Below are 15,827 nucleotides of genomic sequence, written 5' to 3'. Positions count from 1 at the left end.
CTAAAGCTCAACCACAAGGCTCATGCCCATACGCAGTGTTTCGCTAGTATTAACAGGGTGCGCTTCTACTTCAAAAGTACGTAAGTCGAAGCCTTGTGCTGCGTCTGTTGAACGCCAAGTCGCGAAATCACCCATTACGGCGATGTGAGTCACTTGGAAAGTTAATGATTTATCCAGAGCCGGTAGGTACGCCTCAAACTGGCTGCCTTTCTCGAAATGCTTAAGCATATCTTCACGCACATTAAGTACTGCCCATGCATCCTTGGTGTCTATAACAGTCACAACAGGGAAGCCTTGTGGTGCGAGTTCACCGCTGCTCAATAGAACCTGAGAGACTTCGCCATTAAACCAGCTGTGGATCTGCGTGTCTTTTGCGTAAGCTTCAACTTCCGCCACCGCGCCTGCCGCCATCAACGCTTTTTGAGCGGCTGCCACTTTGGTTTCGTCACGAGCGCCTTCTCGTGCTAATTGATACATTTGGAACGCAGCGCTTTCCGTGTACTTCGCTGCTTGCCACTGTGTTTTGGCTTCATCGCGTTTTTGCTCGGCAACCACACCATCGTTGTAAAGGTTGTTGACACGTTGATAAGTTTTGTCCATGAGATCGGCTGCTGCTTTTGCCTTCAACCACTGGTCTTTAGCAGCTTGGATCTGTTGAGTACGTGCACCATTCTCTGCTTGTTTTGCTAATGCGCCAGCCGCTTTTTGACCTGCTTTTGCTTGTTCTAGCTTCGCGTCAATCTCAGGGCTAAGAAGAGAAAAGATCAATTCGCCTTTTTCAACTGAATCGCCTTTACGCACGAATATTTCATCAATTCTGCCAGGTACTTTCGATGAGATACTGTATTGCTGCGCATCGATTTGACCTTGAAGCTTAACCGGCTGAGGTTGGTAAGCTTGGTAGAAACTGTATCCGACCCAGCCAATAACGCCGATACCAACTAAAGATAGAAGAAGGGGCTTAATAGGTTTCATGAATTATCCTTTTGACTGGCTATCGGTGTCTGTTTTTGAGTCGAAGTCAGACGGAACAGAAGAGGTTAAGTAACTCGAGTAAGCATTCATTTCGCTGGTTAGCGCTAATAGCTTGTTCAGAGAGATTAGGTATTTGAATCGCGCAGCAGATTGCTGGGTTTTGATGCTCGCAAGGTAGAGCTCTGCATCAACCACTTCTAGCGAGTTCGAAAGTCCTTGAGTGAAGGCTTTTTTACGGAGTAATAGGTTTTCTTGAGCCAAAGCCAAGCTTGAGTTCAGGCCTTGAACCTCCTCAATTGCTTGGTTCGCTTCAAGGTAAGTCTTCTGTACCAACACGGTTAAGTCTTGCTTAGCTTGCGACTTCAGGAATTGAACCTGTGAGACAGCACTGTGAGCGGCGGCTACTTTGTCTGAACGGCCAGAAGTATCAAGTAGCGGCACATTCACACCAATGCCAACTAACCAATCGGGTTTCATTTCGCTGGCGAGAGAGTCATCTTCATACAGGCTGTAATCACCGTAAAGGTACACTTCTGGATAGTATTTACCTTTCTCTGCCTTAATTAAGCTGCTTGCTTGTTTCTCTTTTGCATCAAGAATCTTAAGGCCGGGATAGGTCATGAGTGTTTGGTCAATGAACACATCCATATGAGGCAGGTTCTTATTGATAAACAGTTGCTCTGAGGGTTCTACACTTTGGCTCTGACCAAGGATTTGAGTAAGCGCTAATTGAGCAATCTTAAGATCGTTTTGAGCTTTAGTTCGCTCGACAACCGCTTTGTCTAGTGACGCATCCGCTTGCAAGCGTTCTACTCGTGCGATTTGCCCTTGTTGTTCAAGCTTGATGGCGAAATCACGATGCTGAGTTAAGCCAGCTTCAACGGCTTGACGTGTTTTCACGACGTCTTCCGCTAAGATCACCGAGAAGTAATATTTACTTAAGTCTTCGTAGCGAGCTTGTCTTTCCATCAACAGCTGGCTTTGCGCTTCTTCGCTTTTACCTTCAGCTGCATTTTGCGCCGCGGTAATTCGCCCGCCTGTGAAGATAGGCCAAACCGCGCGAATAGAAGAGCTAAAGATGTCTTGTTCTGTAATCGTTGAGGTAACGCCGCCAAGCCCACTTAATATAGGCTGAAGAATACCTCCAACTGCGCCTAAGTTTGGCACGCCACTTAAGCTGTCAGTGAACTGTTCGCCATTAATCGTCACGTCACTATCAAGGTGCGTGTAGTTAGCCCCTAAGGTGATAGAAGGCAAGTTGAGGCTACTCGTTGAGTTCTGAAGGTGTTGATAACGTTCAACGTTGGCTTGTTGAGCCGCAAGTGAGTTGTTGTTTTCTTGTAATATTTGCCACGCTTCAGAAAAAGTGAGCGGGGCAGCATAGCCTGGCGAAGTCATGGTGCCGAGAAGCATACTGGCGATCGCAAGGTATCGAAATTTTGGTTTGGTCATCTGCATTAAATACCAATTAGAGTATTAACTCTAATGTTAACAGGGCAATAGTCATTTGTCTTGATTAGATTCTCTCACACTTAGAGAAAGTCTCATAACTCGTTAACCAAGTGTAAATAGGATTGAGTGACGAAGATATCAGAGATAAATGAAACTTAAAAAGCACGCATAAGCGTGCTTTTTAAGTTCAGTATAGAAGCGTTTTTACAAAATGAAGCGGCTTATTTAAAGCCAGGACAATGGTGATCGGCGCGCCACACCAATTGTCTTGAACCTTGCATTGTTTGTAATAAATCTCTGCCCGACATTTGCGGGAACGCTAACAATACCTTGAGATCGAGAGGGGAGGTACCGTCTTTCTCATAGGCTCTTACGTGAGTAAAAGTCGATTGCAAGTGTTTGAACAGCATGGTCTTAGTAAGACAAATTCCAAAATTATCGCGTTTCATTGCCTGGTTTCCTTTTCAACAATGTTTATACGTTATGTTTTTAATCCTGTTTCTATTGGACGTTGCCACTGATCGATACTTCCTGCTCATCAATGTTTTATTATTGGGCGCTGCTTTATCAGGCACCTCTGAGTTGTCATGCTGGCCTATAGTGTAAATAGAGATGTATGAATGAGGTTAGGTTGATAACCTGTTTGTTCAACAATCCTAGCGGCGAGCGTGCAACGTTTCGTTATAGATACGTCCAGTGAGCGAAGAGTTGTTGTCTTTTTGTTAACCGAAATTTCGATTTAAAGCATAGTCTGAAAATCATGACTTATGGCTTGGCAACAATAAACTTCTTCATATGCAACTATTATAATTGTATTTATTTTAAACAACCTAAAAAACACCTAAAAGCTTAGTGATCTAGCTCAATATTTATTCGTTTATTTTGATTTTTAAGCTAATCCGTTCTAAAAGCGAACGATTAATCGAGGTGAACAACGTAAAGGATTATCAATTAATAATCTGCTCAATTATTTAGTTGAGTAACAGTCACAAATTCGCGTATGTAGAAAGGTCATCTAATTAACTTGGTGTTAACATTGCTCGTCTAACACTAGGGACGGTGGAATATGAAATGGAGTAGTATCAGCTTCCGTAAAAGGCTGCTGATTATCATGACGGTCACTGGTCTTGTTGAACTTTTGATACTTTCAGCGGCTGGGTTTTATTATATCAAACAATCTCAAGAACAAGAGATGGGTTTGAAAGCGTTAGGTGTTGCTGAATTTCTGTCTGAATCGCCACTTGTCACCAGCATTATTCAAGAAAATGGAACGATGGACCCTAATGGCGCTCCCTACGTTCTGTCTGAAGAAACTCAAGTTAAATTTCGAAACCTTACCCAGCTCATTGGCGCGGCGTTTATCGTTGTGGGAGATGATAAAGGTATCCGCCTGATTCACCCTTATGATGACCGGCTTGGTAAACCCATGCGCGGTGGTGATAACCAAAAAGCATTGGTGTTGGGTGAATCTTATGTGTCGACGGCCAAAGGATCACTTGGTTTTTCTGTCCGTGGGAAATCCGCGGTTAAAGACCCACAAGGCACTGTCATTGGCGTGGTGTCGGTTGGCTACTTGTTGGACTCGTTACAAGACAGAATTGAACCTTACTTAGCCTTTTTGATCGTCATGGCATTGCTGGTGGTTGCGGTCAACGCTTTGATTTCAAGCTATGTGTCTCGTCGCTTTCAACGCGCTATTTTAGGCTTTGAACCCGAAGAGATCGGCCGACTGTATGTCGAGCTAGATGTGACTATGAGTACCGTGAAAGAAGGTATTCTGAGCATCGATAAGCACGGAATTTTACGTTCTATTAATAAGAGTGCCTGCGATATTTTGTCTATCGATAGAGAGTCTGCACTCAACCAACAGCGCCTTTCAGATGTATTGGCCGGCAGTGATTTAGAGCAACTGTTATCCACTGGTGAAACCGACCACGACGTCGAGCTGTACCTGAACAATAAGCGAATCGTTGCCAACCGCAGCCCGATTATAGTGGCAGGTGAGGTGGTCGGGGCGGTATCCAGTTTCCGATTACGAGATGAAATCAACGATTTAACAGACCAACTCTCACAAACCAAAGAGTATGCAGATCTACTCCGTTCACAAACCCATGAGCATCAAAACAAGCTCAACACCATTAGTGGCTTGATCCAGATGGGCGAGTTGGATTCAGTACAACAGCTGATTGGCCAAGAAACAGCGCACTATCAAAGCTTGATCGAGTTCTTGCGTGAAACCGTTAAAGACCCGCTCATTGCAGGCATGCTCTTGGGGAAAACGGAGCGTGCAAGAGAAATAGGTTTAGAGCTCAAAGTCGAAGAAGGCTCAAGGCTTGAAGCATTGCCTAGCTGGCTGAACGCGGATGACGTTGTCACAATTCTTGGCAACCTGATTGATAACGCCTTTGATGCCACTATGACGGCTATTAAGCAAGAGGGTCAAATTACTCCAGCGCGTCGAGTTATTGAAGTTTCAATCAGTGATTTTGGTAATGAAATTATCGTAGAAGTAGAAGACAAAGGGTGTGGTTTGCCGAAAGACTTGGCGACGAAAGCACTCACCGAAAAAGGCGTATCAAGCAAAGCGAAACAGAATCGCGGCGTCGGTTTGTATTTGATAAAGCAACTGGCAGACCGATATCAAGGACAAATTGAAATGGTCGACAACCACGATTTTGGTACGCGAATGACGGTTTATCTGCCAAAAGAAGCACAATAATAATTAAGCGCGAAGTGATCGAGTGAAGATCATCGTGACGGAAAAAGCATGGTTAAAGGAAGAACATAAATGAGCGCAATCACGAGAGTCATGGTCATTGAAGATGATATTGCGATTGCAGAGCTACACCATCGTTATTTAGAACAGATGGGTGGCTTTGATGTGGTGGGGATTGCGACCACGCAGTCTGAAGCGTTAATGCAATTAGACATATTAAAGCCTGACTTGGTTTTATTGGATGTGTATCTGCCGGATGGATGCGGGCTTGATATTTTGAACCACGTTCGTGGTAGTAATCAGGGTTGTGATGTGATTTTGATTACTGCTGCCCGAGACGTCGACACCTTGCAACAGGCAATGCGCGGTGGAGTCGTGGACTATCTGCTAAAACCTGTGATGTTTCCTCGCTTAGAAGCGGCGCTGAAAAAATATCAATCGCAGTTGCAAGAGTTTGAAAGTGTGTCTGATTTGAACCAAGGTTTGGTCGATAAGATGCTGCAAGCCAACGCGAAAGCGGACTCAGGAAAAGTGTCAACATTACCCAAAGGAATTGATGGCGTAACGCTTGATAAAATTAGAGCCATTTTTCAACAAGCCGATATTGCTGATATTACAGCAGATGAAGCAGGTGAACGTATTGGAGCAAGTCGAACCACCGCTCGACGCTATTTGGAATTTCTAATCACGACTGGCGAGTTAGTGGCTGACTTAAATTACGGGTCAGTAGGCCGCCCAGAACGCTGCTACAACAAAGCTAGAAGATAGATTTAGCGACAACAAGTCACCAAGACAAACGCGATGCTGTCAAATAAATATAAAGCCAGTTGAATAGGCTGGTTTTGCCTTTCTCTCCATTTATTATTACTCACTCCACCGACCAGATACCGTTCTTTCTTGACTACAATGTTTGAGAATACCGATTTGCTTCACTCTCGGGCTCGGCGAACTGAGCTATCGATTAGAATTTGTTCGAAATGAGTCAATATTTAATCGATTGCTTTCACAGTGGTTGATGTAAATCAAATACTCATAGACAATACTGTCCCGAATAGAGGTGATAGCTTTCACCCTCGTTTACCAAACGCATTCTCAAGTGTAATAGGCACTCGCTATTGATGTAATAGCCAAGACCTATTATCTATTTTCGTATGTCGCTGATACCTTTGGCGAATACTAAAAACCTTGTTTTTATAGGAAAGATGATGGTAATACCTGAAAACAGCAGCATCGTTATTTTTGGTGCATCGGGAGATCTAACTTACCGCAAGTTAATTCCTGCTTTGTACCACCTGTATGCTAGCAATCAACTACCAAAATCCTTTGCGATTCTTGGAGTGAGCCGTACTGAGTACAGCGATGAGTCTTACCGTGAGAAGCTGAAGAAGTCTCTTCAGGAAATGGAAAAAACTGAGCCAGAGACGCTGAATGCATTTATTGAACATCTGCATTACCAAGCGATCAACACTTCAGATGTAGACGACTACGCTCGTTTAGCACAACGTCTAGACAAGCTTGAGCAAGACTACCAATTCGAAAACCATAACACATTGTTCTACTTGGCAACCCCGCCAAGCCTATACGGTGTGATCCCAGCAAACCTTGCTGCGCATGGCCTGAACGATGAAAAGAACGGCTGGCGTCGTCTGATCATCGAGAAACCATTTGGTTACGATCTAGCATCAGCTCAAGCTCTGGATGAAGAGATCCATCATCACTTCCAAGAACACCAGATCTACCGTATCGACCATTACCTTGGTAAAGAAACGGTACAAAACCTTCTAGTGCTTCGTTTCTCAAACGCGATGTTTGAACCACTGTGGAACCGTAACTTTATTGAATACGTTGAAATCACAGGTGCTGAGTTCCTTGGCGTTGAAGAGCGTGGCGGATACTACGACGGTTCTGGCGCAGTTCGTGACATGTTCCAAAACCACTTGCTACAAGTATTAGCAATGGTTGGTATGGAGCCACCAGCTCAAATCAATGCGGATTCTATTCGTGACGAAGTGGTTAAAGTACTTCAGTGTCTGAAACCACTGGAAGAAGACGACCTGCGTAAAGATTTGGTTCTAGGTCAATACACAGCATCAGACGTTCGTGGTCAGCACTTGCCTGGTTACCGCGAAGAGCATGGTGTCGCAGACGACTCTCGTACTGAAACGTACATTGGTCTTAAAGCACATATCAACAACTGGCGTTGGAATGGGGTTCCTTTCTACGTACGTACGGGTAAACGCTTACCAACACGTGTGACCGAAATCGTGATTCACTTTAAGAACACGCCACACCCAGTATTTGGTCAAGATGCACCAGAGAACAAGCTGATTATCCGTATCCAACCGGATGAAGGTATTCAGATGAGCTTTGGTTTGAAAGAGCCGGGTGCAGGCTTCAAAGCAAAAGAAGTGAAAATGAACTTCTCTTACTCTGACTTGCCTGAAACTCAAATGCTGACGGCTTATGAGCGCCTTCTTCTTGATGCGCTGAACGGTGATGCGACTCTGTTTGCACGTACCGATGCAGTAGAAGCATGTTGGAAGTACGTTCAACCGATCTTAGATCTCAAACAAGACCCTCAAGCACTGTTTGGCTATGCTTGTGGTACTTGGGGCCCGCAAGAAGCCGATGAGCTTCTGCAGCGTGATGGCCGCGCATGGCGTTTCCCATGCAAAAACTTAACAGACACGGATTACTGCGAACTATGATCAATCACAAGATCTTTGCAACGCCTGAACTGGTCGTTGAAAACCTAGCAAATGAAATGAAAACATACAGCGAGCAGGGTAAACCTGTTCACATTTCACTGTCGGGTGGCAGCACGCCAAAAATGCTTTTTAAGCTTTTAGCTCAAGCACCATACGCAGAAGGCATTCAATGGAATAACCTTCATTTCTGGTGGGGCGACGAACGTTGCGTGGCACCTGATGATGCTGAAAGCAACTACGGCGAAGCAAACGCACTGCTGTTTACTCAAGTCAATCTTCCTGCAGAGAACATCCACCGCATCCGTGGTGAAGATGAGCCTAAAGCAGAAGCAGAGCGTTTCGCAAAAGAGATGGCAGACGTGATTCCAACTGAAAACGGCACGCCTGTATTCGATTGGATCCTGCTAGGTGTTGGCGCAGACGGCCACACAGCTTCACTATTCCCGGGTGCAACTGACTACCAAGATGAGAACCTATCTGTATTAGCTTCTCACCCAGAGTCGGGCCAGATCCGTGTTTCTAAAACAGCGAGAGTTTTAGAAGCAGCAAAACGAATCAGCTACCTAGTACTGGGTGCAGGTAAAGTTGAGATCGTTAAAGAAATTCATACAACTCCTGCTTCAGAACTGCCTTACCCGGCAGCGAAAATCCAGTCTAAAACTGGCGAAACAGAGTGGTTCCTAGATTCAAATGCAGCAAGTGCTATCGCATAAGTGCGAATAGCCGCAAGGAGATAAAATAATGAAAGGTGATATCGGTGTAATTGGCCTAGCAGTAATGGGTCAGAACCTTATCCTAAACATGAACGACCACGGCTTCAAAGTTGTGGCTCACAACCGTACTGCTGCTAAGGTAGACGAGTTCCTAGAAGGCCCAGCTAAGGGTACTAACATTGTTGGTGCTTACTCTCTAGAAGAGCTAGTTGAGAAACTAGAAGCGCCACGTAAAGTGATGCTTATGGTTCGTGCTGGTGATGTTGTAGATACGTTCATCGACAAGCTTGTACCACTTCTAGACAAAGGCGACATCATCATTGATGGTGGTAACACTAACTTCCCAGACACAAACCGTCGTGTTGCTGCTCTTCGCGAGAAAGGCATCCACTTCATCGGTACGGGTGTTTCTGGTGGTGAAGAAGGTGCTCGTTTCGGTCCTTCTATCATGCCAGGCGGTTCTCCTGAAGCTTGGGAAGCAGTTAAGCCTATTTTCCAAGGTATCTCTGCGAAAACTGACGCAGGTGAGCCTTGTTGTGATTGGGTTGGTAACGACGGTGCTGGTCACTTCGTTAAGATGGTTCACAATGGCATCGAATACGGTGACATGCAGCTTATCACTGAAGCATACCAGTTCATGAAAGATGGCTTAGGTATGAACCACGACGAAATGCAGGCTGTATTTGCTGACTGGAACAAAACTGAGCTAGACAGCTACCTAGTAGAAATCACTGCTGACATCCTTGGCTACAAAGATGAAGACGGTGAAGCGCTAGTTGAGAAGATCCTAGACACTGCTGGCCAAAAAGGTACAGGCAAATGGACAGGTATCAACGCACTAGACATGGGTATCCCACTGACTCTAATCACTGAGTCTGTATTCTCTCGTTGCCTATCTGCACTTAAAGACCAACGTGTTGAAGCTGAAAAACTGTTCGGCAAGACTGTTGCTCCAGTTGAAGGCGACAAGCAAGAGTGGGTTGATGCAATCCGTCAGGCTCTACTTGCTTCTAAGATCATCTCTTACGCTCAAGGTTTCATGCTAATGCGTGAAGCGTCGAACGAAAACGGCTGGGATCTAAACTACGGTAACGTTGCTCTTATGTGGCGTGGCGGTTGTATCATCCGTTCTGCATTCCTAGGCAACATTCGTGATGCTTACGAAGCGAACCCAGAGATCGCTTTCCTAGGTTCAGATGCATACTTCAAAGGCATCCTAGACAACTGCATGGGCGCTTGGCGTAAAGTTGCAGCTAAGTCTATGGAATCTGGTATCCCAATGCCATGTATGACTTCTGCACTAACGTTCCTAGACGGCTACACTACAGCTCGTCTTCCAGCGAACCTTCTACAAGCTCAACGTGACTACTTCGGTGCTCACACTTACGAGCGTACTGACCGTCCACGTGGTGAATTCTTCCACACAAACTGGACTGGTACAGGCGGCGACACTGCTTCTACAACTTACGACGTATAATCGTTAGTTAGAATCAGTAAAGAACACGTTCGTTCTTTCAGCTGAAAACTAGAAAACAAAAGGATGCCAATTGGCATCCTTTTTTGTTGGTTCGCGTTCTCTTACTTAGGCCTGAATAACAAAGGTGCCATAGTTTAAGCTGTCATTAAATGCGGCTGAGCATCGTCATTGTATTGCTCCCGAATTGCCATAAAGCCGTCTAGGTTCTGTTTAAGAGCCACGACACACTCTGGGTCGAACATTGAACCGTTCTGCGCTTCTATGTATTCCATCACTTCATCGAGTGACCACGCGTGCTTATAAGCTCTTTTGCTCATCAGCGCATCGAATACATCGGCTAATGTCACTATTCGAGCTTCGAGTGGTATCGCTGTGTTACTCAAAGCATCAGGCAATCCAGAGCCATCAAACCGTTCATGATGGTGGCGCACAATATTCTTAATGAATTGAATCTCTTCACTGCACATCGAGCTGTGGTGGGAAAGGGCAACCACGTCATCAATCATCTCTTCGCCATACAAGGTGTGATTGTTCATGATGTTTCTTTCTTCTTCATTGAAACGCGCGCTACTGAATAACACTTTATCTGGAATTCGATATTTACCTATGTCGTGGAAGGGCGCATACAACCGAATTCGATGAATGAATTGGTGTGTAATTTCCCTTTTGGTGTACGACAGAGTGCGAGCAATTTGTTCACTGTATTTACCCATGCGAATTAGGTGTTCTTTGGTTTCTGGGTCTCGAGCATGACCCATATTTAAAGCGATCGCTAAAGAGGACTGAAAATGACGCTGGCGCTCAAACCACTGAACGAAAAGGCTAGAGATGACTTGAGTGAGATAGGCGATATCACACTGAATAGTTTGGTTAGCAAAAAATCCTGTTGATGAAGCATTGATAAACACAAACCCAAGATTACTTTCTTGATGATGAATTGGTGTTGTATAACTGCTTTGATGACCGAGATCGAGTAGGTGAGATATTTGTTTGGTTGAGCTAATGGTGGTGAGGTCGTTGATGATCCGGGTATCTAAAGACTCAGACATGCGCGACAAAGCCGATTCTGGCGTAAGTTCTTGCTCGACATGGCGATGTTCGGCTTCTTGGCACAGAGTATCCGAAACAAAGTAATTCGACGCTCTATTTTCGTTGCATAGCACAACCGAGAGCCTAGACAGAATGGGGTAATGTTCGCGAGCTAGCCGAAAGAGATCATCAACGATGGCGATAATGTCTTTATCTTGGGCAGCTACTCTGCTGATTTGGGAGTAGTCAAACATGGTCAAAGCCAACCTTTATTTATAGTTATATCATTGTTTAATATCATTATTAGTAGGTTTCTATACCACTTCTAACATAGCACCTTACTGTTAATTAGCAACACTGCGTTCTAATAAGTTTAAATTCCATTGGTAAAGTAGGGATATTTCATTCTTCTATCATGGTTTTTGTTAACTTAAGCGAGTTTGGTGGATCTCTAGAGAGACCCTTTTGAGTAGGGTGCGGCTGTATTACACGCAACATCAGGATGGTAAGTGACCATTTTAAAATTAAATTGAAAGATAAATAGGATAACGAGCATGCTTTATGCCATCATAAAGGCATAGATAAGGGCAATGGATGATATGCCCAAATGATTGAGCTAGATATGGTCAGTGATGACGGTGTTCTAGAGTATATTCAAGGCCTTTAGTTGCCTTGGAAAAGGTAAAGATATGACTGAAGAAGAAAGAATCGAACTGCAACAAAACAACCCACTGCACGGCTTAAAGCTAGATACTATGATCACTGAATTAGTGGATCATTACGGTTGGGAAATTTTGGATGCAGCAATGCGAATGAACTGCTTTAACACTAAGCCGACAGTAGCAAGCGCCGTTAAGTACTTGAAGAAAACAGAGTGGGCTCGTGAGAAGGTTGAGAACTTCTACCTTTACCGTTTCAAGCGCATGCCTAAAGCTTCAGATATCGAATACCAGATGCCTCCGCGTTCACGTACGTTCCGCCATGGGTTAGAACCTCGTGAGCCAATGGAATTGACGGTTGAATCGATTCTAGCATCACAAGCTAAAGCAGCGTCTGCATTTAAAGAGCGTCGCGGCGGTAACGGTCGTAATTTCCGTCGCTAGCAAAAGGGCGTCGTTAATAGAAATGCGTCGCTAGTAAAAGGACGTCGTTAGTTTTAACGTCGCTATGTAAAGGCGTAAGTTGAGCATCGTCAGATAGCCAAAGCCTTGACTGCAAAATACAAAAGGAGCCTAAGCGCTCCTTTTTTAATGCGTGTCGCTTAGTCGTTCGTCTTAAGCTTCGCGGTTCTTTCTTTGATTCTTCCAAAGGTCAACGACATAAACAATGGCGCTGATCAGTAAGAATAGCGCTGACACAGAAAACAGAGCGGGCATTTTTAGAATCCACGCGAATGTGGCAGCAAGAAAAGCGACAAAGCAAATGAGTCGACTTGATGACATGACATGACCGAGTTTAATGTTCATAACGCCTCCTAATGAAGTCTCACTTTCGACAGGAGAATTATCCCACCTTTGGCAAAATAAAGGCTAAAAAACAGTCTAAATTGTTATCAAATTTGCTAATTGAAGGACTCGCCTCACACATTTTGCTTTGGCTATTTTATAAGCAATAAAATAGCGAAATCGGTATGAGAAGAGTGGAGTCTTTTTGCTTTATCTTTCCAGTTGCAAGCCTTATTAAACCGAACGTCTAATTAGCATAGAAAAAGTAAGCGGTGATCAAAAAGCTCGCGATGATCACTGTGGTACGAACATATTGTTGAGGGATGCGGCGAGAGATTTTTGCTGAATAATAACCACCAACCAATGTCCCAAACAAAACGGCCATGCCTGACGGCCAATCAATCGAACCATTCACAACAAAGAACACGATTGCCGCGAGTGATGCACACGCAGACACGAGCAGTTTGATGCCATTCATTACGTTGATGTTGGTGTAACCAGCCAGAGCTAAGTAACTCAACGTTACTATCCCCAAACCTGCGTTAAAGTAACCACCATAGATACACACGACCAAAAGCAATAAAGCAGAAAAGAATACTCCTGCGCTGGTGGCGTGCTTATGTTTTGCTGTTGCTTGCTTAAGCCATTTATTGAGTGTGCCACCAAACGTGAAAAGCAAAGCGGCAAATAGCAGTAACCAAGGTACGGATTGAGTGAATAGGGCTTCTGGTGTGTGCAGCAGTAAAAATGCACCAATGCCGCCGCCAATGACACACAAACCAATGGTCAGTTTTAGCTGCTTAGTACCAGATTGAATTTCGTGGCGTAGCGCGTAGGCTCCGCTAATGTAGCCAGCGCATGAAGCAAAGGTATTGGTCGCGTTGGCTGCAATTGGTGGAACTCCAGCGAACAAAAGCGCAGGGAAGGTGATGAAGCTACCGCCACCCGCAATTGAGTTGAGCACACCGCCAATCACTCCCGATAAGAATAGAATCAACCAATCCATAGTTTTGAATCCAATGCGTTAAATGACCGTTTACCTTACTTGATTTCGTTACGAATATCAGTGTCATGTGTGTTGTAAAGGTAGGTTTGTGAGCTTGCTACCATCTTTAACCTTTGGTTCAAATTGAGCACCTAATTGAAAAAAGGAGCCAATGGCTCCTTTCGTTGAGGTTTCGTTGAATTGGTAGAGTTTTACACTTCTACTGGCTTCGATTTAAAGCTTCTAAATAGTTTTACTAAGATTGGGCTAGATAGTACCAGCACAGCCAGAATAGTGAACGTCATCGTGATTGGTCGTTCCCATAGGAAGCTCAGCTCGCCATCGCTGATCATCAATGCACGTCGTAGATTCTCTTCCATTAATCCACCAAGGATAAAACCTAGGAGTAATGGGGCAAGTGGGAAGTTAGCTAACCTCAGCGCAATCGCAACCATCGCAACAATGAGCATTACAAAAACATCCATCGTGTTGAAAGACACCAAGTACACGCCTGTGATTGAGAAGAAGATAATCATTGGCAGTAGTACCGTTCTTGGTACCGCGAGCAGTTTAGAGATGTAAGGGATTAAAGGCAGATTCAAGATAACCAGTACGATGTTACCAAAGTACATCGAGATAATTACTGACCAAAATACATCTGGGTGTTCAACAAACAAGCGAGGGCCCGGCTGAATACCGTATGCGATTAGGGCGCCAAGCATGATTGCGGTAGTACCAGAGCCGGGAATCCCAAGCGTCAGTAGCGGAACGAATGAACCACTCGAAGCTGCGTTGTTTGCAGATTCAGGAGCAACAAGACCACGAATACTGCCTTTACCAAACTCTTTCTGTTTGTCTTTTGGCGCAAGGCTACGTTCCATACCGTAACTTAAGAACGCTGCGATAGTCGCACCAGCACCGGGTAAAACACCCGTAAAGAAGCCGAGAATTGAAGAACGAATCGAAACTGGCGCCACTTCTTTGAACTCTTCTTTGGTAATTTTCATGCTACCAATATCAGCCATCTTTTGGCTTTCTTCACCGCTAGTATCTTTCTCTGGTTTCAAAATACCCATTAAAGTCTCACCTAAAGCGAAGGTTGCCATTGCAAGAAGTAGGAAACTAAAGCCATCCATCAGGTCTGTTAGACCAAACGTGAAACGCTCAACACCAACGCCTTTGTCGATACCAACAGTAGATAGCATCAAACCAAGAATAGTCATCATCCATGCCTTGATTACCTGACCTGGACCCGCAAACGCTGCTACTGCCGATAAACCTAAGAGCATCAATGCGAAGTAGTCTGAAGACTGGAAGCTCAATGACACGCTGGCTAAAGCCGGAGCTGCAATCAAAAGCATGATTGCCGAAAGCGTGCCGCCAGTGAAAGAAGAGTAAGCTGCGAGTGCAAGTGCTTTACCAGCTTGGCCTTTTTGTGCCATCGGGTAGCCATCGAATGCGGTTACTACTGTTGAAGAACAACCCGGAGCGTTGATTAATATTGATGACGTCGAGCCACCAAATACTGCGCCGTAGTACACACCTGCCATCAAGATTAGGCCAGAAGAAGGGTCTAGGCCGTATGTAATCGGGATCATCAACGCGATTGCTGAAATTGGACCGAGTCCCGGTAGCATTCCAATAAAGGTACCAACAAAACAGCCAACAATTACCATCATGATGTTCATTGGCATCACGGCGGTCGAAAGTCCTTGTAAAATTCCGTCTAACATAATGTTATCCCTACCAAAGAGTGAAGATTAAACCAGGCTCTAGGTAGATATCTAAGCCTTGAGTTAATAAAAGAAAGAACGCGATAACGAAAGGAAACGACGCGCCAAATAAGACAGCTTTGCGGCGCTCACCCAGTAGGTAAAAGCCTGCAAGTAAGAAGAAGCTGGTTGCTAAAACAAAGCCAAGATAAGTCAGCCCAACACCGTATAAAGCCATTAACACCAAGAAGCCAATAAGCAGTTTCCAGTTCAGCGGCGTAGTGTCGCATGTGACTTTTTTATCCGGTTGTCCGGTTATAAGCAGGATCAACGAAAGGCCAATGCCGATAAACGTTAGCAGGATAGGTAAGGTTCTTGCTGTGAAGGGTTCGTACTCGTCACCGGGGAACAAAGGAATCAGCGTGGTTTGGTAGCCATAGCATAAACACGCAAGCATAAAGAGCATGGCTCCGATGCGATCCTTCGAAAGCAAAGATTCCTTACTCAGAAATTTGGTTGGTAAGTCCGACATATCCAACTCCATTTGGGGTGGTATAAAAAGTAAAAAAGCCGTACATGAGCGAGTCAATGAAATGTCTGGGATCACTAACCAAA

The 15,827-nt window shown here is 44.7% G+C and carries 14 protein-coding genes; 6 read left to right on the top strand and 8 right to left on the bottom strand.

Annotated features, from left to right (window positions below; all coding sequences use genetic code 11):
• From OCU90_RS09800 to OCU90_RS09790, 3 genes are all read right to left on the bottom strand, one after another.
• Entirely contained in the window at window positions 1–975 is a 975-nt protein-coding gene (locus OCU90_RS09800) for an HlyD family secretion protein (RefSeq protein ID WP_004733580.1), read from the bottom strand.
• 3 nt (window positions 976–978) lie between these two features.
• Window positions 979–2,433: a TolC family protein gene (locus tag OCU90_RS09795; RefSeq protein ID WP_017080790.1), complete on the bottom strand. Its 1,455-nt coding sequence runs from the start codon at window positions 2,431–2,433 to the stop codon at window positions 979–981.
• Between the two features lie 215 nt (window positions 2,434–2,648).
• On the bottom strand, window positions 2,649–2,876 hold the full coding sequence (locus OCU90_RS09790) for a hypothetical protein (RefSeq protein ID WP_004733582.1): 228 nt from the start codon (window positions 2,874–2,876) through the stop codon (window positions 2,649–2,651).
• Between the two features lie 617 nt (window positions 2,877–3,493).
• Here OCU90_RS09790 and OCU90_RS09785 point away from each other — a divergent pair.
• The 5 genes from OCU90_RS09785 to gnd all read left to right on the top strand — a co-directional run bounded on the left by OCU90_RS09785 (window position 3,494) and on the right by gnd (window position 10,041).
• The gene (locus tag OCU90_RS09785) at window positions 3,494–5,146 is read left to right on the top strand and encodes an ATP-binding protein (protein WP_099426173.1); all 1,653 of its coding nucleotides are present in this window, start codon (window positions 3,494–3,496) and stop codon (window positions 5,144–5,146) included.
• A 69-nt stretch (window positions 5,147–5,215) separates the two neighbouring features.
• Window positions 5,216–5,911, top strand: a complete 696-nt coding sequence (locus OCU90_RS09780; RefSeq protein ID WP_004733584.1) for a response regulator — start codon at window positions 5,216–5,218, stop codon at window positions 5,909–5,911.
• 437 nt (window positions 5,912–6,348) lie between these two features.
• Window positions 6,349–7,851 (top strand): glucose-6-phosphate dehydrogenase, encoded by a 1,503-nt coding sequence (gene zwf / locus OCU90_RS09775; RefSeq protein ID WP_004733585.1) that lies wholly within the window; start codon window positions 6,349–6,351, stop codon window positions 7,849–7,851.
• Window positions 7,848–8,564: a 6-phosphogluconolactonase gene (pgl, locus tag OCU90_RS09770; RefSeq protein ID WP_061025480.1), complete on the top strand. Its 717-nt coding sequence runs from the start codon at window positions 7,848–7,850 to the stop codon at window positions 8,562–8,564. The genes zwf and pgl overlap by 4 nt, the downstream gene beginning before the upstream one ends.
• Before the next feature lie 28 nt (window positions 8,565–8,592).
• Entirely contained in the window at window positions 8,593–10,041 is a 1,449-nt protein-coding gene (gnd, locus tag OCU90_RS09765) for a decarboxylating NADP(+)-dependent phosphogluconate dehydrogenase (RefSeq protein ID WP_004733587.1), read from the top strand.
• 134 nt (window positions 10,042–10,175) lie between these two features.
• Here gnd and OCU90_RS09760 read toward each other — a convergent pair whose 3' ends face one another.
• Entirely contained in the window at window positions 10,176–11,336 is a 1,161-nt protein-coding gene (locus OCU90_RS09760; RefSeq protein ID WP_061025482.1) for an HD-GYP domain-containing protein, read from the bottom strand.
• Window positions 11,337–11,759: 423 nt separating this feature from the next.
• On the opposite strand from OCU90_RS09760, the gene OCU90_RS09755 reads away from it, so the two are divergent.
• Window positions 11,760–12,173: a VF530 family protein gene (locus OCU90_RS09755; RefSeq protein ID WP_004733589.1), complete on the top strand. Its 414-nt coding sequence runs from the start codon at window positions 11,760–11,762 to the stop codon at window positions 12,171–12,173.
• A 171-nt stretch (window positions 12,174–12,344) separates the two neighbouring features.
• Here the strand turns inward: OCU90_RS09755 and OCU90_RS09750 are convergent, their stop codons facing one another.
• The 4 genes from OCU90_RS09750 to OCU90_RS09735 all read right to left on the bottom strand — a co-directional run bounded on the left by OCU90_RS09750 (window position 12,345) and on the right by OCU90_RS09735 (window position 15,744).
• Complete coding sequence (locus OCU90_RS09750) at window positions 12,345–12,536, bottom strand: hypothetical protein (RefSeq protein ID WP_004733590.1); 192 nt, start codon at window positions 12,534–12,536, stop codon at window positions 12,345–12,347.
• Between the two features lie 226 nt (window positions 12,537–12,762).
• The gene (locus OCU90_RS09745) at window positions 12,763–13,521 is read right to left on the bottom strand and encodes a sulfite exporter TauE/SafE family protein (RefSeq protein WP_054547684.1); all 759 of its coding nucleotides are present in this window, start codon (window positions 13,519–13,521) and stop codon (window positions 12,763–12,765) included.
• A gap of 191 nt (window positions 13,522–13,712) precedes the next feature.
• Window positions 13,713–15,233: a tripartite tricarboxylate transporter permease gene (locus tag OCU90_RS09740; RefSeq protein ID WP_004733593.1), complete on the bottom strand. Its 1,521-nt coding sequence runs from the start codon at window positions 15,231–15,233 to the stop codon at window positions 13,713–13,715.
• Window positions 15,234–15,243: 10 nt separating this feature from the next.
• On the bottom strand, window positions 15,244–15,744 hold the full coding sequence (locus tag OCU90_RS09735; RefSeq protein WP_004733594.1) for a tripartite tricarboxylate transporter TctB family protein: 501 nt from the start codon (window positions 15,742–15,744) through the stop codon (window positions 15,244–15,246).
• Window positions 15,745–15,827: the final 83 nt, after the last annotated feature.

The sequence above is a fragment of the Vibrio splendidus genome, from assembly GCF_024347615.1.
In the GTDB taxonomy this organism is placed as follows: domain Bacteria; phylum Pseudomonadota; class Gammaproteobacteria; order Enterobacterales; family Vibrionaceae; genus Vibrio; species Vibrio splendidus.
Note: the sequence above shows the minus strand (reverse complement) of the source record. Positions and strands in the feature narration are given on the sequence as shown.

What these genes read in the sequence shown, in the direction of transcription:
- OCU90_RS09800 (WP_004733580.1), bottom strand. Translation starts at nt 975, where the DNA reads ATGAAACCTATTAAGCCCCTTCTTCTATCTTTAGTTGGTATCGGCGTT.
- OCU90_RS09795 (WP_017080790.1), bottom strand. Translation starts at nt 2,433, where the DNA reads ATGCAGATGACCAAACCAAAATTTCGATACCTTGCGATCGCCAGTATG.
- OCU90_RS09790 (WP_004733582.1), bottom strand. Translation starts at nt 2,876, where the DNA reads ATGAAACGCGATAATTTTGGAATTTGTCTTACTAAGACCATGCTGTTC.
- OCU90_RS09785 (WP_099426173.1), top strand. Translation starts at nt 3,494, where the DNA reads ATGAAATGGAGTAGTATCAGCTTCCGTAAAAGGCTGCTGATTATCATG.
- OCU90_RS09780 (WP_004733584.1), top strand. Translation starts at nt 5,216, where the DNA reads ATGAGCGCAATCACGAGAGTCATGGTCATTGAAGATGATATTGCGATT.
- zwf (WP_004733585.1), top strand. Translation starts at nt 6,349, where the DNA reads ATGGTAATACCTGAAAACAGCAGCATCGTTATTTTTGGTGCATCGGGA.
- pgl (WP_061025480.1), top strand. Translation starts at nt 7,848, where the DNA reads ATGATCAATCACAAGATCTTTGCAACGCCTGAACTGGTCGTTGAAAAC.
- gnd (WP_004733587.1), top strand. Translation starts at nt 8,593, where the DNA reads ATGAAAGGTGATATCGGTGTAATTGGCCTAGCAGTAATGGGTCAGAAC.
- OCU90_RS09755 (WP_004733589.1), top strand. Translation starts at nt 11,760, where the DNA reads ATGACTGAAGAAGAAAGAATCGAACTGCAACAAAACAACCCACTGCAC.
- OCU90_RS09750 (WP_004733590.1), bottom strand. Translation starts at nt 12,536, where the DNA reads ATGAACATTAAACTCGGTCATGTCATGTCATCAAGTCGACTCATTTGC.
- OCU90_RS09745 (WP_054547684.1), bottom strand. Translation starts at nt 13,521, where the DNA reads ATGGATTGGTTGATTCTATTCTTATCGGGAGTGATTGGCGGTGTGCTC.
- OCU90_RS09740 (WP_004733593.1), bottom strand. Translation starts at nt 15,233, where the DNA reads ATGTTAGACGGAATTTTACAAGGACTTTCGACCGCCGTGATGCCAATG.
- OCU90_RS09735 (WP_004733594.1), bottom strand. Translation starts at nt 15,744, where the DNA reads ATGTCGGACTTACCAACCAAATTTCTGAGTAAGGAATCTTTGCTTTCG.